This is a genomic window from Sporolactobacillus sp. BBK16-2 (genome assembly GCF_059878335.1).
Genome location: NZ_CM187611.1, coordinates 2,977,655 through 3,002,198, shown reverse-complemented (window position 1 = coordinate 3,002,198; position 24,544 = coordinate 2,977,655). Strand labels below are relative to the sequence as shown.

Below are 24,544 nucleotides of genomic sequence, written 5' to 3'. Positions count from 1 at the left end.
GGCTCCAGAATCTTCGCTCAAGAAAGCGAAGAGTATCGGATTATCCAGTCGATCCCCGGTATTGGTCCTAAAAATCGCTGCCATGATTTTATCTGAAATCGGAGAGATTGGCCGGCTTAATCATGCGAAAAAACTTGTTGCCTTTGCCGGCGTAGATCCTAGCGTTTATTCGTCTGGTAAGTTCACAGCCAACAACAATAGAATCACCAAACGAGGTTCTAAGCGCCTACGCCGTGCTTTGTGCTTAGCCGTCCAGATCGGATTAAGACGCTCTTTTAATAAAAAGATGAGTGCCTTTTATCAGAAAAAATGAGAAGAAGGAAAGTCCTATAAAGTCGCTTAATAGCCTGTGTAAATAAGATTCCTCATTGGATTTACGCGTTATTAAAACGTAAAGAGCCCTTCCAGGATATAACCTAAAACAAGTATACCACCAAATATTTCCAATATATGGAGGGTTATTTGGCGTACACATTTTCAGTTTCACACGATCTTTTATATTTTAATAGAAATACCTTGACAAGATATTAGCTGGTTTTTTGTCATGAAACCCGTGGTTAAATACGAGTATGTCAACATTAGCAAACAACTGTTTTCTTGAATGGCTAATTATACACCAGAAAAATGCTACTTCACAGTTCTCCTAGTAAACAACTTTATTTGAATTTATCAACTTCTAGAGAAATATCACTTTTACATGGTTTCTACACATTTAACGTGTAATCTTATTGCAGTAGAGAAGGAGGGGTAGTTGATACAAAACAACAAATGACGAATGTACTTGTCAATAAGGTAAAAAAAGTGTTGGTCACCCTTTTAAGGGGATCCGATATCGACATGAAAAACAATCAGGAGGTTTCATTGAATGTCACTATTTAAAAGACTGCGTGACCTTACCGTTTCAAATATTTATGCTGTGATCGAAAAGGCAGAAGATCCAGTTAAAATGACCGACCAGTACCTGCGTGATATGCAGGAGGACTTACAAGAAGCTGAACGGGGAGTCGCTGCACAAATTGCTCTTGAAAAAAAATTCAAGGCCCTTTACGAGGAACAAAAAGCTCTTGTGGCTAAACGTGAAGAACAGTCACACCTAGCTGTTGAAACAGGAGACTTGGATCTGGCACGAAGAGTTATCGAGGATAAGCAAAACGCTGAACGAAAAATGACTGAGTACAAGGAACGCTACGAACAAAATCAGGTGTCTGCAGAAAATCTTCGTCAAAAACTAGACGAGATGCGAAAGCAGGTTGCCGAGCTGAAGGATAAACGGGAAACTCTTGTCGCACGTGTTAACGCCGCCGAGGCGCAGAAAAAGATTAATGACACCATGTCTGGCTTTGATTCCAATACAGCGATGGCCGGACTGAAACGTATGGAAGAAAAAACATTGCAGCTAGAAGCCGAGGCGGAAGCAAGCGGGGAAGTCTATAAAAAAGAAAAATCCATCGATGAAGAGTTTGAAAATTTGGGGAAGGACAAGAAGGTCGAAGATGAACTGGCACAGCTCATCGAACAGCATAAAAAATAAGGGATAACAATAGGCAAATCAATGAGCCGGCACGCCGAGAAAATTACAAAAGACGGCTGTCGGTTTTATTTTTACAAGTTGAAAGGAGATAAAAAATGTCCCTATTTCATCGAATCATCAATTTAGTAAAGAAGCCAGAACCACCGATTGAAGAAAAAACTCCTTACACTTTATCTATTGGTGATATTGTTGATCTTTCACTTAATAGTTATACCGTTGCGGGTCGAGTGTTATTCCCGCAACGCCAGGAAGCTTTTTTTACGATAAAGGATGGGAGTACGATCAAATATTTACGGGTTGCTAAGAGGGAAAAACTGGAGCTGTCTCTTTATGAAGCGATTGATGGACGTCTGGAAGATATTAATGAGATTCCAACGACCATTGAAATGGAAGGGGCATTGTATCATATGGAAGATCAAGCGGTAGGCGCAGCCCATTCTTCAGGTGATACGCCTTTTGCATCCTCTAGTGAACGTTATCTTTGGGACTTTCAATCAGATAACTGGAAACTACTGCGAATCGAATGGCAGGCTGGCCAGATGATGTTGTATGAGGGAGAGGATGTCCTGCCAATGGACGTCAGGATCATTCAGTCATGAAAAAAAGGAAGCGTTAAATATGATTAAGCGATTGTCAAACAGCATAAAAATTGTATTGGCTATTGTACTCGGGGCTTCCCTTTTAACCGGATGCTCCGCATCCGGCTCCGGACAGCTAGCCGTTACCGGTGGCTATCCGCTGACCTCCGTATCCAAAAACGGAAATCAGGAGTCCTATATTTATCAGGCTGACAAACAGTCGGTTCCAGAAGTAGCCAAGAAACTAAGCGACCAAAAGAAGCCGGATCAGATCTCAAGAAACGACAACCAGCAAATGTTCCTTGTCTATTCTGATGAATTATATGATCTTCAAAGAGACAAAAAGAACCCCGATAATACCCTGATTGAAGTAAGTAATAAAGAATTTGTTCGCAACAATTACAGTTCGTCGTTTTTGAAAGGCTATCTGTCTGCCGTTCTCTTGGATCGATTGTATCAATTGGGAAAAGGCGCTCTAGGTAATTATCGTGGCTATACGGATGGTAATACAATTCGGCCAATGGTAAAGTATCAGCCCCCTACCGCCAGCGAAAAGAAAACGATCCCTCCAATAACGAAGCAGACAACCGGTTCGATTATTAAGCGTAGCAGCTCCGGGAATAACTCGAACTCGTTTTCAAGTACATTCTCAAGAATAAGGAATAGCGTTACAAAAGATGTAGGACAGGCGATTAATTCGGTTGAGAGAAATACGGGGAAAATCTTGAAATCAGATACGGGTCAAGGAACGAGTAAAGTTTTTCCTAAAAATTCAAGAATTTCAATCCCAAAAAATAATTCTCCACCAAAAGTCAAATTCAAAAGTTTTGGAAGGATCATGAGAAGAAGCAGATAAATTCGATTGTCAATAAATTGATTACAAAACTACGGTTCGCTTTCAATTTAATGGTCGTCTATGAAATTCTGTTCAGGACTAAGCCGTAAAAGAGAGGCTTAGTCCTTTTCCTGACAGAAATACGAATCCACTATTTTTACACTTCTTCAGGCTTATGTGGTTCAGATCAAAATATTTCATATGGGTGTGTGTGCGGATGCATTTCAAAAAATCCAGTGTATTTCAGTCCCTGCTTGCCATCAATCTTGCGTTGTTTATTATTTTCCTGTCAATAGAGCTTGCTCTGCTCTTTAAACCTCTGTACTATTTCGATATTTGGTATCTTGGTATTGACAAGATCGCGGGTATCAGCACAGCTAGAATTGTGGAAAACTATAATTACATGATTCAATATCTTGTCGATCCAAGGCCTCAATCCTTTAAACTTCCATCCCTGCCCTACTCAGTTCGCGGACAAATTCATTTTGGGGATGTCAAAAGGATCTTCACTTCGATTGAGCTGCTCTTTATTGTCACAGGCTTGGTCAGTGTGGCCGGCCTGTATCGCGGTATTAAGTATGGAACGATCAGCGTTCTGAAAAAAGCGTCTTTCATTCTTCTCTCCTTCATTATCGTTACTTTAACTGCTTTCACCTTGAACTTTGATGCATCATTCACTTTGTTTCACGAGATTTTTTTTAGAAATAATTACTGGCTGTTCGATCCGGTTACAGATCCTGTGATCATGATCCTCCCGGAAGCCTTTTTTCTACATGCCGCTTTATTTATTTTGATGTGGATTGTTATAGGCATGATTTTATTAAGTGTATGTCATAGGAAGTTATTAAAAAAGTGGAAAAATAAGTCCGTTTTCTAATCAAACAATCCATAGGAAGAGATCCAGTTTTTTTTTTTAAGTATCACTGGATTTAAAAAAGAAACTAGGATGTATGCTACGCATGATTTCAATTTGTTAATATATGTAATCTGGAAAATTTGCTGTATGATGAGAGAAGGTGATGAGTATGAAGAAATTACAAGTCTTAATGGTGGATGATGACTGGAAGTTGCGCAATTTGCTACGCATCTACTTATCTAAAGAAGGTTTTGATACCGTTGAGGCAGCGGATGGCAATGAAGCGATGCTGAAAATTAAAAATCACTCCTTTGATCTGGTCATCCTTGACGTGATGATGCCCAATATGGATGGTTGGGAGGTGTGCCAGTCGATTCGGAAGACACAATCCGTTCCTATTCTGATGTTAACGGCTCTAGGTGAGACAAAAGAAAAGGTCCAGGGGCTGGAACTCGGGGCTGATGATTATCTGACAAAACCCTTTGATCCAGAGGAATTAATTGCCCGCGTTCATGCGCTGATTCGCCGCGCATCCTCGACCTCTACTGAAAAAACAAATAACGATGTGCTGAATTTTCCCGCACTAACGATTGATAGAGATGGACGCCAGGTTTTTGTTCATGATCAATCGGTGGATTTAACCCATAAAGAATTTGACCTTTTTGCTACGCTGGCCAAAAATAAAGGACGTGTTCTGTCCCGTGAACAGTTGATCGAACAAATATGGGGCTATGATTTCGAGGGGGATGCGCGTGTTGTCGATATCCACGTTAAAAATATCAGAGAGAAATTAAAGAGATCCGGTTTAGTCTATAACCCGATTCAGACAAGCTGGGGAGTCGGTTATAAATTTGAGGCAGAGGTCGGAAAATCATGAGTATCAATCGAATCGGGTTGAAATTGGGCGCGGCTGTTATCGTGCTGATGATTGTGATTCTCGTATCCTCCGGTCTTGCTGTTGATCGATTGTTCACAAATTTCTATGATGCTCAAATGAAGGACAATACACAGGAAATTGCTGAACACTTTGCAACCATGGCAGAATCCAATGATACTTCTTCACAATCAATGATTCGAGCTTTTGCTAAATTTTCAGATGTAAAGGTCTTCTGGTTGAATGATGAAGGAAGGATTTTGACGCTTCCAGGGGAGAAACAGCCGAATCTGTCTTTTATACGGTCACGCGATACCCGGCGCCTGCTATCCGGTCATTCTGTAGCTTTTCAAAACCATGATGTTCATGGAAACCGGTTTTATGTTGTAGGTAAACCCATACAAATAGGGAAAACGACTGGGTCTGCGATTTATATTGTCTCTTCTATGAAAAAAATAGACGATTCTTTGCAGAGACTTCGAAATTTGTTGGTACTTTCTGGACTTGGCGCGTTTTTTCTCGCTTTAGGTATGATTCTTATCATGAGTAAACTGCTTTCTCGTCCACTGCTTCGAATGCAGCAAATGACCGATAAAATGGCAAAAGGAAACTGGGATACAAGACTTCAGGTCGGGAGTCGAGATGAAATCGGTATGCTCGGGCACTCCATTAATGATCTGGCTGCAAGTTTGCAAAGATATCGAGATACGCGGCGAGCGTTTTTCTCAAACATTTCACATGAACTTCGAACCCCAGTCACTTATCTTCAGGGTTATGCTAAAGTTCTGACAGATGGATTAGTTGATTCTGATAAAGAAAAAAAACAGTACCTTTCCATTATATATCAAGAATCCGTTCGTCTCGAACATTTGATTAATGACCTGTTTGACCTCTCGAAAATGGAGGAAGGACAGATCAAACTTAATATGGAATGGATGGATCTGAAGATAACCATAAAAACAGCTGTTCAGAAAGTTAAACTTAAAGCAGAAAGTAAACGACTAAGCTTACAGCTGGATTTACAAGATCAGGTTCCTCTTATTCGAGGAGATCGTAAACGGATGGAACAGGTGCTGTTAAATTTACTTGAGAATGCCATCCGTTATACGGAGAAGGGCAGCGTTCTTGTACGACTGACCGGGAAGAAAGAAGCAACTGTCCTTTCCGTATCAGACACAGGCATTGGTATTTCTAAAGAAGAGTTGCCTTATATCTTTGAACGATTTTATCGAGTGGAGAAATCACGTGCGCGTGAATACGGGGGGACTGGATTAGGCCTGTCTATCGTCAAAAAATACGTTGAAATGCAGGACGGAACGGTTCGAGTTGATAGCCAAATGGGCGTCGGGACTACTTTCACATTGATCTTTACTCATGAAAAAAAGCAGAGAAGGGACGGGATGAAATAATGAAGAAAATTGATTGGTTCTTTTCACTTTTTTTAATTATCGTTGGACTAACCTGCCTTCTCTTCTCAGCCAATGCTTTTGGTCATGAGAGTTTTCTTGCATTTGGGAGGATTTTTTTCAAAGTCTGCATGTGGGTCGCCTGCCCTGTGATCCTCTTTGGCAGCCTGTATTTATGGTTCCATTACAGGAACAAAGAGTAATATGTAAATCTTTTTTTATTTTTTCAACAATTACTCGCCTTCTACATGTTTTCCACACAGATTCCACACATTTCTTTCCTATAATCATTATTGAAGAATGAGAGGAGGAAGAAATCAATGGACTGGTCTTGGCTACTATTACTCGCTTGTCCCCTTATGATGCTCCCGATGATGTTTATGATGATGAAGGGAAATCATTCAGAAACGGATCATTCTGAACATCAAAAAAGCTCGAATGAATTGAACGACCTGAAAGAACAGAATAATCTTTTGCGGGAACAGCTTCAACAGCTTAAAAACAAGGATTAATAATCAAAGTTTACGAGGAGGAATTTTTTATGTCTTGTTGCGGAAATCACAATCATGAAGGTCATCAGTCTGAAAACCATCAACACAGCACACATCAGCATATTCATGAGAAACAGAATGAATTTGACGCGTTAAAAGAACAGAATGATCAGTTGCGGAAAGAACTTCAGCAGCTGAAAAGTAAACAAGCATAACGAGATTGAGGAGGGATTTTTGATGAATTGTTGCGGGAATCATGATCATAACAGTCAGGGTCACGAAAATCAAAATCAGGGAAATGAAAATCATAGTGCTCATGGAACTCATCAACACAATCATAACCTTATGATGGCAGTCTGCCTCATTATTCCAATAGCTGTGATCATTGGTCTGTTTTTCACAGGCGGATTTTCAGGATCAAATAGTTTGCTCATACTCGCGGCTGTACTTATTTGCCCGTTGATGCATCTGTTCATGATGCCGGCTATGATGAAGAAAGGTAATGGACATCATCATTGACTTGAAAAAAGTTTCAATTCGACTTTTCTTTATAGGGACGAAAACTCTATCGGGTTTTTCGTCTCTATTTAATAAGGATCTCATTAATCAGTGCAGATAATAAAACCAGTATGTAAAAAGAGGTGAAATGTAGATTGACAAAATCAAAAGATGAAAAAGCACAACCGGGGACTTTAGCTTGGCAAAAGCAAAAAATAAGAGAAGAATATGTTTGTCCCATTTTAGAAAAGGAAAATGAATCAATGAGAACACGGAGAGGATCTAAACGGAATCTTTTTAACAAAAGAACCGTTAGAACTGAATTTTAATCAGGTGTTGTTAAGCTGAACTCTGCAGATAAGAGTAAAGGGAATACTCTTATCGCTGTGACTTAGAGCTGCCACCGATGTGGCTTTACATAAAGAATTCACATCTCCATCAGATAATTAAATGATGAACGGTGAAAATTAGAGTGACTTTCACTTTTGAAATACAGGGTTCCTTATGCGTGAGTGGAGGAGACGGATGAAACGCGTCTATAGAAATATGATCATTTATGTCTTTATCGTTCTGGTTGTTGCAGGCGTGACCAAATGGCTGACCAGTCCAAACAACATTGTTGAACCGATGTCTTTCAGTACCTTTCAACAACATCTTGCCAAAGGGGATGTCAGAGAACTGACGCTTCAGCCGGATGGGAGTGTCTATACAGCAACAGGCCGCTTGAATAATGGAAAAAAGAATACGACATTTAGAGCCTATGTCCCGGCAAGTGAAAAGGAAATCAATCAAATTACTTCATTGGCTGAACAATCCAATTTGACTATTCAACCAGAAGCAAGTACACCTGGTTGGGTCGTATTTCTTACTTCACTGATCCCATTTGTTCTCATGTTCTTGCTGGTTTTCTTTCTCATGAATCGTACACGTGGTGGCGGCCAAATGATGAGCGTTGGTAAAAGTAAGGCTAAACTTTATAAAGAGGATAATCATAAAGTCACGTTTAAAGATGTGGCGGGTGCGGATGAAGAAAAGCAGGAATTAGTTGAGATTGTCGATTTTCTAAAAGAACCGAGAAAATTTGTTGCTTTGGGTGCAAGAATACCAAAAGGCGTTTTACTTGAAGGACCTCCGGGAACAGGGAAAACATTGCTGGCGCGTGCGGTTGCCGGAGAAGCGGGTGTTCCCTTCTTTTCAATCAGCGGCTCTGACTTTGTTGAAATGTTCGTGGGTGTCGGTGCTTCAAGGGTTCGTGATTTATTTGAACAGGCAAAAAAAAATTCACCTTGTATTATCTTTATTGACGAAATTGATGCCGTCGGCCGCCAGCGAGGAGCTGGTCTGGGCGGAGGAAACGATGAACGGGAACAGACTTTGAATCAGCTGCTCGTTGAAATGGATGGCTTTGCGGCCGATGAAGGAATCATAATCATTGCAGCGACAAACAGGCCGGATATTCTGGATCCCGCTTTGATGAGACCAGGCCGTTTTGATCGCCAAATTCCAGTTAGCCGTCCAGATCTGAATGGACGTGAGGCTGTACTTCGAGTTCATGCACGAAACAAACCTCTATCGAAAGATATTGATTTGAAAACGGTAGCTAAGTTGACACCAGGATTTTCCGGAGCAGATTTAGAGAACTTGTTAAATGAAGCAGCACTGGTTGCTGCACGCGTCAACAAGATCGTCATTGATATGGAGGATATTGATGAAGCAGTTGAACGTGTCATAGCAGGGGTCGCAAAGAAATCACGTGTCATTTCCAAAAAAGAACAAAATATTGTTGCCTATCATGAATCTGGGCATACAATCATTGGTCTAGCTCTAGACGGTGCCGATGAGGTGCATAAAGTGACGATTATTCCACGTGGACAGGCAGGTGGGTACACTATTTCTTTGCCTAAAGAAGATCGCCATTTAATGACCAAACCGGAACTGCTGGAACAGATCACCGGCCTGCTTGGTGGCCGTGTGGCTGAAGAGATCACATTTGGTGAAGTATCTACGGGCGCTAGCAATGATTTTCAGAGAGCTACAAATATCGCAAGACGCATGGTGACTGAGTGGGGGATGAGTGAGAAGCTCGGTCCTTTGCAGTTTGGAAATAACGGTAGTCAGCCCTTTCTAGGTATGATGCAAAATGAACAAAATATTAGTGACCGGGTTGCTTACAAAATTGACACCGAGGTGCAGCAAATCATTAAAAGACAATATGCACGTTGTAAGGAATTGCTGGTGGAACACCGTGATAAACTGGAGCTGATCGCGCAAACCTTGCTGAAAGTTGAAACACTGGAAGCCGAACAAATTAAGGCATTGTATGAACGTGGAGAATATATCGAACTCAGAAATAATCGTTAAGGCGAGAAAATGTATTAAAATAGTATGTATTTTAAAAGTTCTTTAAGAAAATTACATTAAGATGGACGCTTCGTGAGAAACATAGTGATCCCAACGAAAAGTCAATATTTTTGATGAGGTTATAAATGAAAAAGGTTAAATTGGGCAGATGTCAATTGCTCAATTTAACCTTTTTGTAGATATTAACAGTTTCTACACGTTTTCAACTCAGAATCTACATGATTATCAATTAACATTACTTTATGCAAGAGGAGGTCCCATTGGATATAAAATACTTAAAATAGACACCATGAATGATGGTATAGCATAAGGGATATCTCTTACTAAGAAACAACAGTATAGAAAACAAACTGAGCATTAGATTTTCATTTATTAAATACTTTGGAGGGGAGAATTGAAAATGGAAGCTGAAAAAACACAGCACATGCATGAACATCACGATCATGAGCATGAGATGATGACCGGTCACATCAAGCCAGAACAAGGTCAGCAAGGAGAATCAACTGAGGAATTAGAATATCGGTCGCTAATGAAGAAATGGTGGCTGGCAGCTACTGTATCTGTTCCTGTTATTTTAGTTTCTTACCCTAATTTATTTCCTGGGTTACGTGAGCTGCTTCCGATGGGAAGCCAGCAACTGTGGTGGGCCAGGTTAATCATGGGAATACTCGCCTTGTTCGTCGTGATCCGAAGCGGTGGTCAATTCTTCGTTGGCACCTGGGAAGGCTTGAAACAGCGCTCCGCCAATATGAACACGCTGATCGCAACCGGTGTTTCGGCGGCGTGGCTCTATTCTCTGGTCGCCCTGTTCTGGCCGCAAATTTTTCCGAGACCTGAAATGGCTGATGTCTACTATGATGTCACTACAGTTGTCACGGCGCTTGTTGTTCTTGGATCGGCGCTGGAAGTAAAAGCTAAAGGACGTTCATCCGAAGCCATTAATAAACTGGTTGCCCTTCAGCCTCAGACAGCCAACGTTGTCAGGGATGGAAAAGAAGTCAAGGTACCGTTAGAGGAAATAAATATCGGTGATCAAATTATTGTCCGTCCCGGTGAAAAGGTCGCCATAGACGGAACCGTTGTCTCAGGAAGTTCAGCTATTGATGAGTCGATGCTGACCGGAGAATCTATACCTGTGGAAAAGAATGAAGGCGATGAAGTTTTCGGAGGGACGCTGAATAAAACAGGAAGTTTTACATTCAAAGTAACCAAAGAACAAAAGGACTCGGCATTAGCCAATATTGTGGAAATGGTGAAGCAGGCCCAGGGATCGCGTATTCCCGTTCAGAAAGTTGTCGATCAGATTTCGTCAATCTTCACTCCGGGTGTCATTATTGCGGCCATACTCGGCTATATCGTCTGGTATGATTTCGGGCCGCAGCCGGGATGGGTATATGCGTTGATTGTTGCAGTGACGACCTTAATTATTGCCTGCCCATGCGCGCTGGGAATGGCAACACCGATGTCCCTGACGACCGGTATTGGAAAAGGAGCGGAAAACGGGATATTAATCCGCTCCGGAGAAGCGCTGCAAATCGCACAGAAACTAAGGACGATCGTCATGGATAAAACCGGCACGATAACGGAAGGAAAGCCTTCACTGACGGATATCGTTCCCCTTGGAAAATTTACTGAGGAAGAACTCCTTCTCATCAGCGCTTCGGTTGAGCAGGGATCCGAACATCCGCTGGCATCCGCTATTGTGGAAAAGGCTAAGGAGAAAGGGTTGACGCCTGTTAAGAGTGAGGGCTTCAATGCGATTCCGGGACATGGAGTTGAAGGAACGGTCGATGGAAAAATGATCTATTTCGGTAATTTAAAACTGATGAAGGAAAAAGGGATTCCTCTGGACGGCTTTAACTCTTATGCTGCCTCGATGGCCGATCAGGGAAAGACGCCGATGTTCCTGGCGATCAATGGGGAAGCCGGTGGCATCGTTGCGGTTGCCGATATCGTCAAGAAGGACTCGCTTTCCGTTATTCATGAATTGAAATCAATGGGCCTGGAAGTCGTGATGATTACCGGGGACAACGAGCGAACGGCCCGCGCGATCGCCAAACAGGTGGGCATTGATCAGGTCCTGGCGGAGGTCCTTCCTCAGCATAAGGCGGAAAATGTCCGCAGGCTTCAGGAAGAAGGGAAGAAAGTGGCGATGGTCGGCGACGGCATTAACGATGCACCGGCACTCACACAGGCCGATGTCGGTATTGCCATTGGAACCGGAACGGATGTCGCCATTGAAGCAAGTGATATCACACTCATTTCCGGGAGCCTGGAGGGGGTTGTTAGGGCTATTAGAGTCAGCCGAGCCACGATGAAAAACATCTACGAAGGTTTATTCGGCGCCTTTATTTACAATGCAATCGGTATTCCCATTGCCTTGGGTGTGCTCTATCCCTTCACGGGCATCCTGTTATCGCCGCTGGTTGCCGCAGCAGCCATGGCGTTCAGTTCTTTAACTGTTGTCCTGAACGCGAACCGTTTGAAACAATTGAAACTTAAATTTAATTAAAGAGGGGAGAATGATTCAAATGAATTGGTTTGTTACAGTTGTTGGACTGTTATTAATTGGTGTGATCGCCTGGTACTTCTGGGGACCGAAAAAAGGAGGAAGCCTTGCGGAAACGAATGCTTCCGGTTTTCAGGAGGCTAAGATCCTGGTTAAAAACGGCTATAATCCGTCCCGTATTGTTGTCCAGAGCGGGAAACCGGTTCGATTTGAGTTTACCCGTATAGAGACAGGAGCCTGTGACGGAATGGTTATTTTTCCTGGATTTGAGAAAAGCGCGACGCTGCCGGCTGGAGAAAAGGTTATTGTTGATCTCCCTCCCATGAAAACAGGATCCTATGACTTTACCTGCCAGATGGGGATGTTCAGAGGAAAGATTATTGTGAAAAACTAAAAAAATAAAACAAGAAACAATGAGCTGGTTTATAGATTATTTATGAAGAGGAGATTTGCTCATGCCTGATGGAAAATACGCGTACGGTCTATGGGGTGCTGTCCTATTCAACATCGTTTTCTTCGGACTGTTTGCTTACTCCGTGTTTAAACCGACGACAAAACGGGACTGGAGAACTTTGGGGGCATTTACAGGGTTTATGGTCGCTTTGTTCAGCGAAATGTTTGGTTATCCCCTGACCATCTATATCCTGACATCTATCCTTGGGAAGAATTATCCAGTTCTTGATCCGTTCAATCATATTAATGGTCATCTATGGGTGGCAGTAGCAGGAGGATCTCCGATTTTATTTGATATTCTTCACCCTTTAAGCAATGTGTTTATTTTTGGCGGATTGATTATTATCGGGATTGGTTGGAGAAAAATACATTCAGGGGAAGGAAAATTAGTCACGGATGGGATCTACCGATTTATTCGCCATCCTCAATACACCGGTTTCGGAGTGGCAATTATCGGTTTTCTGATTCAATGGCCAACGTTAATTACACTCATTATGGCGCCTACTTTACTGATTATGTACAGGAAACTGGCAAAAAGAGAAGAACAGAACATGATTCAAGAGTTTGGTGAGGAATATCTCGAGTATATGAAAAAGGTACCTAGATTCGTTCCAAAGATACATTTAACTAATTTCACAAAGAAGGAAACAAATTAAAAGAAACTGACAGATGATCCTTTTACTATTTATACATGGATTCTTTTAATCATTAATTTTAGTGTGGTAGATTACTCACTCTCTGTGTTCCTCCGTGATTAATTTGAGAAAACATTAAAACATTGAACAAACAATGATGGTAACCGGACCGCTTCACATAATCGACCAAACTTATCTGTGTATCAATGCTGTTCCAAAACGTACTAACTTACACATCCCCCCATCTTCCATAATCAGCACTAAAACCTTCGCCAATCAAGCGAAGGTTTTGTCTTTGATTTTTACTCTTTAACTTTCGCGAGTCGTAAACTGTTCAATGTGACAATTATTGTAGCTCCCACATCAGCTAAAATAGCAATCCATAGTGTTAGCCACCCTGGGAAAATAAGCAATATAGAAATAGCTTTAATAGCTAGTGAGAACGTGACGTTTTGTTTAATAATCGCCAAAGCTTTACGGCTCAATTTTATTGTGTAGGGCAATTTTGTTAAATCATCAGACATAAGGGCAATGTCGGCTGTCTCTAAAGCTGTATCTGTTCCAGCACCCCCCATAGCAATACCCACAGTGGCTTCTGCCAATGCTGGGGCATCGTTCACCCCATCACCAACCATTGCAACCTTTTGCTTCCCACGATAGGACTTAATATAATTTAGCTTTTCTTCCGGTAGCAATTCTGCTTGAATATCAGAAACACCGACTTCTTTTCCTATTGTCTCGGCTGTACTTTTGTTGTCCCCTGTTAACATTACAGTTTGTTCAATACCGGACTGATGAAGTTTTTGGATAACATTCTTCGCTGAATCTCTTAGCTTATCAGCCACAGCGATAAGGGCAAGAATATCTCCGTCCGTTCCAAAAACCATTACTGTTTTCCCTTGCTTTTGAAGGGTTACAATCTGATTATGAATAGCTTTTTTAATCCCATTAGAAAGTGTTTCTTCAAAAAGGTTCGGGCTTCCCACATAGTACATGTTCTGGTTAATTCTAGCCTTGACACCTTTACCAGTAATGGATTGAAAGTCCTCAATCTCAATATCGTTAAATTTCAGCCTTTCTTCCTCAGCCTTCCTAACAATGGCTGAGGCGAGTGGGTGCTGAGATCCTTTTTCAAGAGCCGCTGTTAAGGTTATGATATCTTGTTCGTTTTTATTAAAAGTTACAACGTCTGTAACCTCTGGAATCCCTCTTGTTAATGTACCGGTTTTATCAAAGGCAATAACCTTGAGGGAGCCAGCTTCTTCTAGGTGAACTCCTCCTTTGATAATTACACCGTTTTTGGCAGCATTTCCTATCGATGTGACAATAGCTACGGGTGTAGAAATGATCAGAGCACACGGGCAACCGACAACCAGCAAGGCTAACCCTCGATAGATCCAATCTCCCCAAGAATCTCCCATGAATAAAGGAGGAATCACGGACAACAGGACAGCGAAAATAATAATCGCTGGCGTATAGACTTTTGCAAAACGATCAACAAACGTCTGAGAAGGTGCTTTTTCTGCTTGAGATTCTTCAACTAAATGAATAATTTTAGAAAGAGTTGTATCTTCAACTCTTTTTGTAACTTTGACCTCCAACAAACCTTCTTCATTTAATGTCCCAGCAAAGACTTCGTCATTAATGGTTTTTGTTACTGGTACTGACTCGCCAGTAATAGCGGCTTGATTTAGAGTCGATGTTCCATTAGTCACAACTCCGTCCATAGCCAATTTTTGCCCTGGTTTCACAATCATTGTGTCACCAACCTGAACATCTACAACAGGGACCATCAATTCTTGACCGTTCCGACGAATCAATGTTTCTTTTGGTGCAATTTTCATTAACGATTGAATAGATTGTCTCGCTTTATCTGCTGAATAACTTTCTAACGCTTCACTAATCGCAAAGAGAATAACAACCGTTGCTCCTTCTTCCCATTTACCTATCGCGGCCGCTCCTATAATAGCAATCGTCATAAGAGTGTCCATATCAAAGTCAAGCCGAATCAGATTTTTAAAACCTTCAATGAATAACGAGTAGCCACCGATGATAATAGCCGCTAAAAATCCGATGGTAGGAATCAGACTCAGCTCTCCGTATTGAGTCCCAATAATCCAACTGATTATCAATAGAAAGGCTGAAATGTAGACTTTAAAATTTTCTTTTTGCTTCCAAAATGGTACATGTTCAACAGTTTGTTCTGCTTCATCCCTGACTTTTAATTTTTCAAACGCTCCTGCTTTTTCTAACGCTTCAATGGTTGTGTTTCCAGTAACCATAATCTTAGAAGCGCCAAAATTCACTTTAGCTTCAATCACTCCATCTAACCGCTTTACATTTTTTTCAAACTTGTTCGCGCATTCCATGCAGTCAAACCCTTGAACTCGATATGACTTGACTTGTTGTTCAGACATGAGTTTTCTCCTCTTTTCTGTGCGTCATTGCAATAGAAATTAATTGTTTGATGTGTTCATCATCAAGCGAATAAAATGCCATTTTTCCGTCCTTTCGATATTTTACAAGACCTTGCTTACGGAGAGTGCGTAGGTGATGTGAAGCCGTTGCTATGGAAGAACCAATAATGTTTGCAACGTCACAAACACATAGCTCCTTATCTTGACATAAGGCAAAGACTATTTTTGACCTATTTTCATCAGCAAGCGCTTTGAACAATCGAACAACGCGAGATAGCCCATCATTTTCATTTTTTAAAAGGCCTTGTATGCGATTGACCTTTTCTTCGTCATAGCAATAAATTTCACATGTATCTTTTTCGACCACTAATAGCGACCTCCTTATCATTCAAATATTCATTTGATTATATTATACATCATTTCTTATTTTATTCAAATGTACATTTGAATAAATTTTTTTAGTGTGCTAGAGATGTCAATTATGTGCCATTAACTACAGAAAAATAAGATGATAAAAGATAGATGACTTTTTTTCCTTTGGTCAATCTCCATGACCTTCTTCATTGATATGCATCACCAAAAATTTTTCTATAATCATAACCGAAGTTTATCGTTTCCACATCGTTTCCACACATTTTTGCAATAGGATTCAACTTATAAAGTGATTATTTTTATTAAAAGGGAGGAAGGTTCATGTGGTTTCCAGGACCTGTTTTATTTAGAATCGGACCGATTCCAATTAATACGTTGGGTGCTTCGGTAGCTCTGGCAACGCTCTTTGGTTTATGGTTGATAAATCGTGAGGCCAAGAGGCAAGGTATTCAAGCGGATTACATGGTGGAATTCGCTATTTATTGTGTATTGGGTGGTGTTCTTGGAGCAAGATTGTGGTTTGTTCTCTTCAAATGGCCGTATTACGCTGCTCATCCAGCAGAAATTTTTATGGTTTGGATGGGGGGACTGGCAATACAAGGTGGCATTCTCGGCGGTACTTTAGTAGGAATCTGGCTCGCTAAGAAGCATAAATTGCCAGTTTGGCAGGTAGCCGATATCGTGGCACCGGCGTTAATACTCGGAATGGCGATTGGTCGCATATCAGATTTTCTTACCGGTGACGCTTATGGTATTCCAAGCAATTCCATCTTGGCTGTTTCCTATCCTCCGGGAACATTTGTCTACAACATCTTTGGCAGCACGCCGGTCCTGCCGATGCCCTTATTTGAGGCCATCGGTGATTTGATCATCTTTGGCTTTTTGCTATTGATTAAATATAGAAAACCATTCCAAGGGTTTCTATTCCTTCAGATGTTAATACTTTACTCAACGTTGAGATTTACTTTAGAGTTCTGGAGAGGAGACAGCCTAAGGACATTACTTAATCTGAAAGTCGCTCAATTGACGGCTTTGGCAACGATTATCTTAGCGATCGGTTTTATGATCGGACGCTATAGACAAATGAAAGCTGCTCATCGAGAGTAACAAAGAAAATTAGGAAACAAAGAAAAGGAGAAGCGGCATGAGGAACAGAAAATCTGGATCAGTTTCAGCAAATAAAAAGTCAAATCGAGGGAAAACCTTACTAAAAACCATAGGTTCTGTCCTTTTCGCCATTATTGCTACATCCCATCACTGGCTGCATATACTGTTGATTTCTGTCGGTTTAACGTCGATCGGGGCAGTTTTATTTAATATGCCTCCCCTTTTAAAAGTCATCCTGTTACTCATTTCCCTTGTCATTTCGATCCGGTTTATTTTCGTAGCGAAACGCAAATGGAGACATGAACGCCCGGTCGCATGGGTTTATGCCATCGCTTCGATTCTTTCGATTGTGATTGTATTTTCTGCTGTACCCCAGACAATCAGTACGATCATTCAGCCACCTTCAAACACACAGAATCCTAACAGCATAAACACGCATGACCATAATCATAGTGATATGAATAAATAGTGGTGAAATGATTTTTAGCAAATGGCAAGCAGGACATAGGGTGACTTTCTATTTTTATGAGGAATGTACGTATTTTCATGATGTGAGAATTGCATCAGTCTCTAAAAGATTGAAGGCTAAAAGGTTGGAAACAAAATGGATTCAAAGATTTATGATGTAATTATTGTCGGAGCAGGTCCTGGTGGCAGCTCACTGGCAGCAAAGCTTGCTGAAGTAGGACTTCATGTTTTAATTTTAGAGAAGCAAAGTTTTCCACGTTATAAAGTATGTGGAGGCGGGGTTACCAAGAGAGCCCTCCTGAAAATGCCGATTGATATCACACCGATTATTCGAGATCAGATCACTTCACTTATCACGGTGGAAGGAAATCATGACATTCAGGAGTTTAAACATAAAACGCCGTTTATTTATATGGTTATGAGAGACGAATTGGATCAACTACTGGCGAAACATGCCGTTGACTGTGGTGCAGAACTGAAAGAGGATTCCTTCGTTAAAAGAGTGGTCGAGTACGGTGGAAGGGTCGATGTATTTACAAGGGATGAGAAATATTCAGGACGGTATTTGGTTGGAGCCGATGGCGTAAACAGTATCGTTGCGAAACAGGTGGGGTTAATGTCGGAACGAAGGAAAGCTCTGGCATTGGAATATGAATTCAGATGTGACCAGGCAACAAACACAAAATATAAAAACAAAGTTATCATTGAAAAAGAGATTATAGAAAACTGTACAAGAAATTCAATATAGTAAAATCGTACGTCCATTTTTTGAATCCGAAAAACTCTATTTTCACTTGAGTCCATTCTAAAAGATCAATTGATGATATTACCGTCATGATACGGAGCTATGTTTAGGAATAAAGGTTGACTCTGTACTTTGGTACAGGGTTTATATTGTATACCCGATATTCCCGGACTAAATCATGTGGATTTCTTAACCAGCACAACTTTACTTGAACTGAAAAAGATCCCGAATCGTCTTGCGGTCATCGGTTCCGGTTATGTAGGTTTTGAATTAGGTCAGCTCTTTCATCATTTAGGTGCGGAAGTCACGTTGATGTAGCGGAGCAATCAATTATTAAAAAAATATGATCCGGAAATATCGGAAACCATAACACGCGCTTTAACACAACAAGGTATTCCAGACATAACCCCGATGACGATTTGCTTCAAATCAGGATGATGCTGTTTACTGTAGCCATACGTAATGGCAGGTGTCCCGTCCGCCCCATCTGGCGAAGTGTAGCTGCCCTAAAACAAATAGGATGTGGTATCGCTGTGGACACCGGATACCGGGAGACCCGGTTTCTGATAGGCGGAAAGAGACAGGGGTGGAATACACACGCCAGGGGCCGGCCGCGTGCAGGTGATCCAACGCTCGATCGAACGCCGAGGGAGGCGAACGGATCTCATCCCAATCCGGCAGATGATTGATCGTTTCATTAAATTAGTTTTCTCACAAATCACGGAAATCAACTGAGAAGCACCCACCGACAGGGTGAGCACCTGATCTGTTTCCATGACTTTTTGCCATTTCCGAATATTCATGAACAGCTCTTTCCTTCATATTTATTCCTCAATTTATTTCTATCAATCATCGTATTTAGTGATGTTCATCAACATGTTCTAAATCTTACAACATAATTTGTTTCTACATAGTTTCCACACAAAATCCACACATTTATTGATTATCATTATTTTAATAACTAAACCACATTATAGAGAAATTGAGGAGGTTTCAGATAAAAAAATAAATCGCGATTAATTAATTAAACGAAATAATATTGAAATCGAAACATGTCGAAATTTGTCATATTGAACTGTTACGATATGATTAATGGCTCTAGCGGGGGTCTTTCACCTTAAAACTCCAAAGAAAAGAAAAGAAGCTAAAGGGGAAAGATAGTAGTGAAAAGAAAATATTTACGCACAACAATGATCTTGGGTACAGCGTTTTTGTTGATAACGAGTTATACGGAGAGCTACGCACACGCCACTTCAGAACGTCAATTCAATACGAAACAAAGCTTATCTTCTGAGCAACAGTTGTCGAAGAATGATAGACAACAAGATGTAGCGATAAATAGAATTAAATCATCCGAAAAGCAGATTGAGAAGATAAAAAGAAGTGTAGCAGATAAACAATCTAAACTGGTTGAAAGTGAAGCAATATCCGAATCGATGAAAGATCAGATTGATCGGCTTACCAAACAGATCAGTATTAGGGATAAATTATTAAAAGAACGGATACGTTCCATTTACATAAATGGAGGGGCAATCAGTTATCTTGATGTTCTTCTTGGTGCAGATAGTTTTGGAAATTTTCTGGATCGATTATTCGCCTTGAAATTGATTACTGAAACAGATAACAAAATACTGACTGCTCAAGAGAAAGATAAGAAGGATCAAGTATCAAAACAAAAGATACTAAAACAAGAACTGATAAATCTGAAAAATGGATTGGCAGATCTAAAAAAATTAGAAAATGATCTACTTCAGAAACAGAAAGATCAAAAAAATGAGTTAGCGTTATTAAGAAAAGAAGCATCCAAAATTAAAGAAAAGTCAATGGATAAGAAGGAAGAAAAGGACATTGTAAAGGCTCAAACGAGTTCAGCAGAAAATAGAGCATCGACTTTATCATTAAAAAAGTTATCGTTAAACAAATCAGATTTTATTAATCCTACTCAGGGTTATATCTCATCTGGGTTTGGTAATCGGTCATTTGATAACAGCTTTCATCCAGGAATTGATATAGCTAACAGTGAGGGAACACCAGTTAAGGCTGCAGCTGACGGAGTAGTTTTCAGAGCGTATCAATCTTCAAGTTATGGAAATACGGTAATGGTTTCCCATCAAATTGATGGAAAATTGTATACGACGGTCTATGCTCACCTAAACGCTTATAATGTATCTACAGGTGAACGAGTGACTCAGGGACAAGTGATTGGCGGAATGGGTAATACAGGCGAATCATTTGGGTCTCATCTGCATTTTGAATTGTATATAGGCCCTTGGACTCCACCACCACATAAAGGGGCAGTTAATCCAGTGAGCTATATTCAATAAAAGCCGTTTGAATTTCGATTAGATTTTAGTAGAATACAATTATAAAATCAGGTATAGAATAAAAAATTTTTATACTAAGCTTGTTGGCAATTACTCGAGGAGCCTGAATGCCGGCTTCTTTAAAGGCACTTAAACCGGCAATTTCACCTGCGTAGAAGCTTTGCGGTTGATTCGGCTGGATGAGAAGAAAATAGCTTTCCTTGCCGGTATCGATTCGGTAGGCTTGATTGACATCGCCTCCGCCAACACGCGTTACCTGTCTTACATCCTCCAGCGGCAAATGATTTATCCAGTCACTGACCATCTTGTTTCCTCCTCATTGTCAATTGCTTTACTCTAATTATAGAAGGTTTGGAGCTTATTGTTCCATTCGATTCTAGTATTCATCCTTGAGTACTAATCCTTGAGTACTAATCATCCACGATGATACAGGATCTGCGAAACAGAATATTTTGAACGGTAGGATGGATTTGGAAGCGCCACTCACCGTGGTTCGTTCAATTTTTTTAATTAAACAAAAAAGCATCACTCCAACATGGTTTAGGAACGATGCCTGTTCTTTATTTTGCAGTTATTTCTTTAGATTGATGATTTCTTTTATTGATAACCCAGTTAACTCGGAGATGGTGTGGAGATCCATTTGCTTTTGAAGCATGCGCAGCGCCATCTCTTTTTGAGCTTCAATTTTGCCCTCGGTTTTACCTTCAGCCATACCTTCAGCTTTACCCTTCTTCACCCCGCGATCATAGAATGAATTCGGCCATTTGATCACTTGTTCACGCTCATCCTTAGGCAATTCACGGACTTCCTTCATGAGTTGATCCACCTCATTTTCGTTCAGATTTAAATAGGTCTCAAAGAAACCGTTGATCATGCTGCTGCGTGCTTCATCAAGCTGCAAACCAGCCATCTGTCTGAGAAAGGCAAGCCGAACGGCTACACGCTCTTTTTTCTTATAATTCATTTTACTCATCAATGCGGCACTAACAGGATTGTTGCTGTGCATGAATACACGCCAATTCATCTTGCCTAATTCCATCTTTAAAAAACGAAACGTCATGGCATCAAGGAATGGTGTTTTGATGACAAATTCATTGGGTTCATCCCTACCTCCATCATAGCTGAAAATGGCAATAGGTAAAACAGGTTTTCTGAATTTTAGATAAATCATTGAGAAATAGGTGAACATTCGTTGTGGGAAGTGCTCCTGATGCGTATTTTGCGCTTCAATATGAATAATGAGCACGCAATCCTTTCTGTTCTCTTTAAAACGTGTTTCGGCAATCACATCGGCACGTTTCTTATCACCGTCAATGAGATCCGGAAATAATTCTTCAGATAAGAACTTCTTATGCGACAGATCGAGAGCATGGAAGACTTCTGGGAAAAAAGCTTCAAGAAATTCGTCAAAAAAGTTATGCAGCAATTCTTTGAAGAGGCGGTCGTGATCAGTCACTCGATCATGCTCCTTTGGGGAAGGGATTGGATGTGGAGGATAGGCATGAATCTAAAAAATAATTGAAATCATTTTCGTTAGGGCGTAATCAGCAAAAGTACAACGGCTGATTCTCTTGTACGGCCCGATCCATACCGCCAATCAGTGAACGAATTTCCTGTTTAAAATTCACTTCTGGCCAATGAGCGGTCAGCTCGTTTAATCGTGGTGCTACTCGTTGACATTCTTCTACAGACAAGCTGCCATCACAGTCTGAATGATCAAGCAATGGAATAATTTCATCATCGAAATCAGCAAATGGGGTCGTACCGCCGAACCCCTCCATTTTATTTAAGTCCATACCGATCTCAGAAGCAAGCATTTCTCTGAATTCATGAAAAAGCCCGTATGTCCAATAAGCGTCACAGTGACTGAAATTGAGGCCGATACATATCACTCCTTTTGTCGTTTCTTTCATTATCAAATAAACCTCAAATCAATTGCAAACGACTAAAATGCTGAAAAGGAACCAATGTTGGCGCTTTCTCAGGGCGTAGAAAATATACTTCAGGCCAGATCTATCAAGAAAAAGATTAAAAATGACTAAATTTGCTTTTTGTTATCAACGTTATTCATGTCTTTGTCTTTTCGTCCACGTTAATGTCCGCTTTTTGGATTTTAATTTTTTCAGTTTCTTGATCCCTAACCAGGAAAATATAGAAAAAATGACGAGAAAAAGAGCATAAACATAGGTCAACGGATACAGAATGAAACCGACCAAAGACCTTGTGTTCATTTTTGAAATAAACGTCTGGTAAGGATTGCTTTCGTTATAGCGAAGTGTAATGATTTGAAGCTCGTTTATGACGAAACAGTATCGCTTTTTAACATGATTTAGGGGTATTCTATATCCATCAAGTGAAGAAGATAAGTACTTGATTAAGCGATTCAGTGTTTGAGATTAGGCTGTGAAACGACAAGGTTTTTTGCAAAATGTAGATTCTAGTTATTAGAAAATAAAGTGATCAAAGGAGAGATGGAAATGTCTTATATCGTTGATTTTAAAAATGTATCTACGGTTGGATTAGAGTCTTCACCTGTAGCAGAAACGCTTGCTGGTTTACGTGCTAATGAGGCTCGGTATTTTATGAACAAATACAAGCATGAATTTACGGTTGTACCGGCTAGTGAAAGCCAGGAGACTCTTGACTACGTGAACCGAATTTTGAAAGAAGAACGTGATCTTGAATTTGCGGCCAAGCCTCTCGAAACATCACGTTTTCAAGTGGAAAATATCAAATTTGCCTACGTCTTTTATGAGGACGGCCTTGAGGTTAACGTTATGTATACGGTTGATAACCCTAAGAAGCGGGCCGTTGGTTTTAAGCTTTCTGAAGGGATGGAGATCCCCAAGGAGTTAGAAGAAAAATTTAAGTTTGCTCGGCAGAAGTCGAAACTTGCTGGAACGATTCGGGGTTCGTTTTTTGTCATAAAAAGAGAATATTAAAGTAAGCAAAAGTAAAAGTGGAGGAATTCAGCCATTTTTCGCACTGGGGCATTCATTGTATTCCTTGAATTGTGTGAGAATATTATCTCTCTGGGCAAAAAATAACTTTCGCTCGCTAGAAAATCTATGGATGGGTTCCTCGGGTAATCTTATTCAGCCATACTGAGCGACAATTTCCACTCATTAATCATTTTATGAGTTAAAAATCTTGACTTGGAGTTCACTCCAAGTATTAGAGTGAAAATGTAACAAATTATGGCAAAGAAGAGATGCAGATATGGAATTTAAAACACTCATTAACGGCACGAAAATGCCAATACTCGGATTTGGCGTGTATCAGGTTAAGGATGCCAATGAGGCAACAGAGGCCGTATTGAATGCAATTCATGCAGGTTATCGTTTAATTGATACGGCTGCATCGTACGGAAACGAAAGGGCTGTTGGGGAAGCCATCAAACGCACCGATGTTGCTCGTGAAGAACTGTTTATCACATCAAAATTATGGGTTCAAGACGCAGGTTATGAAAAAACGACTCAAGCAATTAAGGATTCACTTAAGCGACTACAACTTGATTATCTGGATTTGTACCTTATTCATCAACCATTTAATGATGTATTTGGTTCTTGGCGAGCAATGATTGATGCGCAAAAGGCGGGGCTGATCAAAGAAATTGGCGTATCAAACTTTTCAATCAGCCAGTTAACTAATTTAGCTGAATTTACTGGTGTCAAGCCGTCCATTAATCAAATCGAGGTTAATCCGTTCAACCAAAATAGCAGTTCAGTCGCGTATTTCAGCGACTACGGCGTTCAGGTAGAAGCATGGGCACCATTTGCTGAGGGGCGCAACGGTTTATTTTCGAATGAAACATTACAAAAAATTGGCGATGTGCATCATAAGTCGATTGCTCAAGTCGTTCTGCGCTGGCTCATTCAGCGGGGCTTGGTGGTCATTGCCAAATCAAGTCAGCCAAAACGAATGGCCCAAAATATTGATGTGCTTGATTTTAAGTTGACCGACGCAGAGATGAATACGATTCGTGAGCTTAATATCGGTAAAAGTCAGTTCTTTGCACATGATGATCCTGAAATCATAAAGTGGATGGCAAGTCGGACCATTGACTATTAAGCGGGAGAGGCGG

The 24,544-nt window shown here is 40.7% G+C and carries 26 protein-coding genes and 2 pseudogenes; 22 read left to right on the top strand and 6 right to left on the bottom strand.

Annotation, left to right across the window (positions count from 1 at the left end; genetic code table 11):
- Positions 1-15: 15 nt before the first annotated feature.
- From AC6F33_RS14890 to AC6F33_RS14820, 15 genes and pseudogenes are all read left to right on the top strand, one after another.
- Positions 16-420 (top strand): annotated as a pseudogene (locus tag AC6F33_RS14890) (transposase); the annotation flags it as partial.
- 445 nt (positions 421-865) lie between these two features.
- Positions 866-1,531, top strand: a complete 666-nt coding sequence (locus AC6F33_RS14885; RefSeq protein ID WP_010025830.1) for a PspA/IM30 family protein — start codon at positions 866-868, stop codon at positions 1,529-1,531.
- A 95-nt stretch (positions 1,532-1,626) separates the two neighbouring features.
- On the top strand, positions 1,627-2,130 hold the full coding sequence (locus AC6F33_RS14880) for a DUF4178 domain-containing protein (protein WP_010025831.1): 504 nt from the start codon (positions 1,627-1,629) through the stop codon (positions 2,128-2,130).
- On the top strand, positions 2,093-2,965 hold the full coding sequence (locus AC6F33_RS14875; protein ID WP_255748379.1) for a DUF4247 domain-containing protein: 873 nt from the start codon (positions 2,093-2,095) through the stop codon (positions 2,963-2,965). The genes AC6F33_RS14880 and AC6F33_RS14875 overlap by 38 nt, the downstream gene beginning before the upstream one ends.
- A gap of 196 nt (positions 2,966-3,161) precedes the next feature.
- Positions 3,162-3,821 carry a TIGR01906 family membrane protein gene (locus AC6F33_RS14870; protein ID WP_500777373.1) on the top strand — a complete coding sequence of 220 codons (660 nt, stop codon included), beginning with the start codon at positions 3,162-3,164 and terminating at the stop codon, positions 3,819-3,821.
- Between the two features lie 148 nt (positions 3,822-3,969).
- Complete coding sequence (locus AC6F33_RS14865) at positions 3,970-4,677, top strand: response regulator transcription factor (RefSeq protein ID WP_010025834.1); 708 nt, start codon at positions 3,970-3,972, stop codon at positions 4,675-4,677.
- Positions 4,674-6,083 carry a sensor histidine kinase gene (locus AC6F33_RS14860; RefSeq protein WP_139692318.1) on the top strand — a complete coding sequence of 470 codons (1,410 nt, stop codon included), beginning with the start codon at positions 4,674-4,676 and terminating at the stop codon, positions 6,081-6,083. Before AC6F33_RS14865 ends, AC6F33_RS14860 begins: the two co-directional genes overlap by 4 nt.
- A 317-nt stretch (positions 6,084-6,400) precedes the next feature.
- Complete coding sequence (locus AC6F33_RS14855; protein WP_010025838.1) at positions 6,401-6,592, top strand: hypothetical protein; 192 nt, start codon at positions 6,401-6,403, stop codon at positions 6,590-6,592.
- 29 nt (positions 6,593-6,621) lie between these two features.
- Complete coding sequence (locus AC6F33_RS14850; protein ID WP_176557813.1) at positions 6,622-6,786, top strand: hypothetical protein; 165 nt, start codon at positions 6,622-6,624, stop codon at positions 6,784-6,786.
- 22 nt (positions 6,787-6,808) lie between these two features.
- The gene (locus AC6F33_RS14845) at positions 6,809-7,090 is read left to right on the top strand and encodes a DUF2933 domain-containing protein (RefSeq protein ID WP_010025840.1); all 282 of its coding nucleotides are present in this window, start codon (positions 6,809-6,811) and stop codon (positions 7,088-7,090) included.
- A gap of 134 nt (positions 7,091-7,224) precedes the next feature.
- Positions 7,225-7,398: a hypothetical protein gene (locus tag AC6F33_RS14840; protein ID WP_155217843.1), complete on the top strand. Its 174-nt coding sequence runs from the start codon at positions 7,225-7,227 to the stop codon at positions 7,396-7,398.
- Between the two features lie 196 nt (positions 7,399-7,594).
- Positions 7,595-9,430 (top strand): ATP-dependent zinc metalloprotease FtsH, encoded by a 1,836-nt coding sequence (gene ftsH / locus AC6F33_RS14835; protein WP_500777372.1) that lies wholly within the window; start codon positions 7,595-7,597, stop codon positions 9,428-9,430.
- A gap of 400 nt (positions 9,431-9,830) precedes the next feature.
- The gene (locus tag AC6F33_RS14830) at positions 9,831-11,942 is read left to right on the top strand and encodes a copper-translocating P-type ATPase (protein WP_500777371.1); all 2,112 of its coding nucleotides are present in this window, start codon (positions 9,831-9,833) and stop codon (positions 11,940-11,942) included.
- Between the two features lie 19 nt (positions 11,943-11,961).
- Positions 11,962-12,333 (top strand): cupredoxin domain-containing protein, encoded by a 372-nt coding sequence (locus AC6F33_RS14825; protein WP_010026851.1) that lies wholly within the window; start codon positions 11,962-11,964, stop codon positions 12,331-12,333.
- A gap of 61 nt (positions 12,334-12,394) precedes the next feature.
- Positions 12,395-13,048 (top strand): methyltransferase family protein, encoded by a 654-nt coding sequence (locus AC6F33_RS14820; protein ID WP_010027497.1) that lies wholly within the window; start codon positions 12,395-12,397, stop codon positions 13,046-13,048.
- 281 nt (positions 13,049-13,329) lie between these two features.
- On the opposite strand, the gene AC6F33_RS14815 is transcribed toward AC6F33_RS14820, so the two are convergent.
- Both AC6F33_RS14815 and AC6F33_RS14810 read right to left on the bottom strand, forming a co-directional pair.
- Positions 13,330-15,444, bottom strand: coding sequence for a heavy metal translocating P-type ATPase (locus AC6F33_RS14815; RefSeq protein WP_093672795.1), 2,115 nt, complete (start codon positions 15,442-15,444; stop codon positions 13,330-13,332).
- Positions 15,437-15,811 (bottom strand): ArsR/SmtB family transcription factor, encoded by a 375-nt coding sequence (locus tag AC6F33_RS14810; RefSeq protein ID WP_093672797.1) that lies wholly within the window; start codon positions 15,809-15,811, stop codon positions 15,437-15,439. Before AC6F33_RS14810 ends, AC6F33_RS14815 begins: the two co-directional genes overlap by 8 nt.
- A 326-nt stretch (positions 15,812-16,137) precedes the next feature.
- Between AC6F33_RS14810 and lgt the strand changes: the two genes are divergently transcribed.
- The 4 genes and pseudogenes from lgt to AC6F33_RS14790 form a co-directional block, all read left to right on the top strand.
- A complete protein-coding gene (lgt, locus tag AC6F33_RS14805) occupies positions 16,138-16,923 on the top strand; it encodes a prolipoprotein diacylglyceryl transferase (RefSeq protein WP_010023121.1) in 786 nt (261 codons plus the stop codon).
- A gap of 37 nt (positions 16,924-16,960) precedes the next feature.
- On the top strand, positions 16,961-17,392 hold the full coding sequence (locus AC6F33_RS14800; RefSeq protein WP_010023122.1) for a hypothetical protein: 432 nt from the start codon (positions 16,961-16,963) through the stop codon (positions 17,390-17,392).
- A 135-nt stretch (positions 17,393-17,527) separates the two neighbouring features.
- Positions 17,528-18,139, top strand: a complete 612-nt coding sequence (locus AC6F33_RS14795) for an NAD(P)/FAD-dependent oxidoreductase (RefSeq protein ID WP_500777370.1) — start codon at positions 17,528-17,530, stop codon at positions 18,137-18,139.
- A 150-nt stretch (positions 18,140-18,289) separates the two neighbouring features.
- Positions 18,290-18,532 (top strand): annotated as a pseudogene (locus tag AC6F33_RS14790) (FAD-dependent oxidoreductase); the annotation flags it as partial.
- Between the two features lie 110 nt (positions 18,533-18,642).
- Here AC6F33_RS14790 and AC6F33_RS14785 read toward each other — a convergent pair.
- Positions 18,643-18,939 carry a hypothetical protein gene (locus tag AC6F33_RS14785; protein WP_500777369.1) on the bottom strand — a complete coding sequence of 99 codons (297 nt, stop codon included), beginning with the start codon at positions 18,937-18,939 and terminating at the stop codon, positions 18,643-18,645.
- A 360-nt stretch (positions 18,940-19,299) separates the two neighbouring features.
- On the opposite strand from AC6F33_RS14785, the gene AC6F33_RS14780 reads away from it, so the two are divergent.
- Positions 19,300-20,460, top strand: coding sequence for a murein hydrolase activator EnvC family protein (locus tag AC6F33_RS14780; RefSeq protein WP_010024625.1), 1,161 nt, complete (start codon positions 19,300-19,302; stop codon positions 20,458-20,460).
- A gap of 25 nt (positions 20,461-20,485) precedes the next feature.
- On the opposite strand, the gene AC6F33_RS14775 is transcribed toward AC6F33_RS14780, so the two are convergent.
- The 3 genes from AC6F33_RS14775 to AC6F33_RS14765 form a co-directional block, all read right to left on the bottom strand.
- Complete coding sequence (locus AC6F33_RS14775) at positions 20,486-20,764, bottom strand: fructosamine kinase family protein (protein ID WP_255748373.1); 279 nt, start codon at positions 20,762-20,764, stop codon at positions 20,486-20,488.
- A 267-nt stretch (positions 20,765-21,031) separates the two neighbouring features.
- Complete coding sequence (locus AC6F33_RS14770; protein WP_480948771.1) at positions 21,032-21,916, bottom strand: Rpn/YhgA-type helix-turn-helix domain-containing protein; 885 nt, start codon at positions 21,914-21,916, stop codon at positions 21,032-21,034.
- Between the two features lie 88 nt (positions 21,917-22,004).
- Positions 22,005-22,373, bottom strand: coding sequence for a hypothetical protein (locus tag AC6F33_RS14765; protein ID WP_500777368.1), 369 nt, complete (start codon positions 22,371-22,373; stop codon positions 22,005-22,007).
- 564 nt (positions 22,374-22,937) lie between these two features.
- Here AC6F33_RS14765 and AC6F33_RS14760 point away from each other — a divergent pair.
- Positions 22,938-23,402, top strand: a complete 465-nt coding sequence (locus AC6F33_RS14760; RefSeq protein ID WP_480948767.1) for a DUF8821 family protein — start codon at positions 22,938-22,940, stop codon at positions 23,400-23,402.
- A gap of 277 nt (positions 23,403-23,679) precedes the next feature.
- On the top strand, positions 23,680-24,531 hold the full coding sequence (locus AC6F33_RS14755; RefSeq protein WP_480948766.1) for an aldo/keto reductase: 852 nt from the start codon (positions 23,680-23,682) through the stop codon (positions 24,529-24,531).
- Positions 24,532-24,544 lie beyond the last annotated feature (13 nt).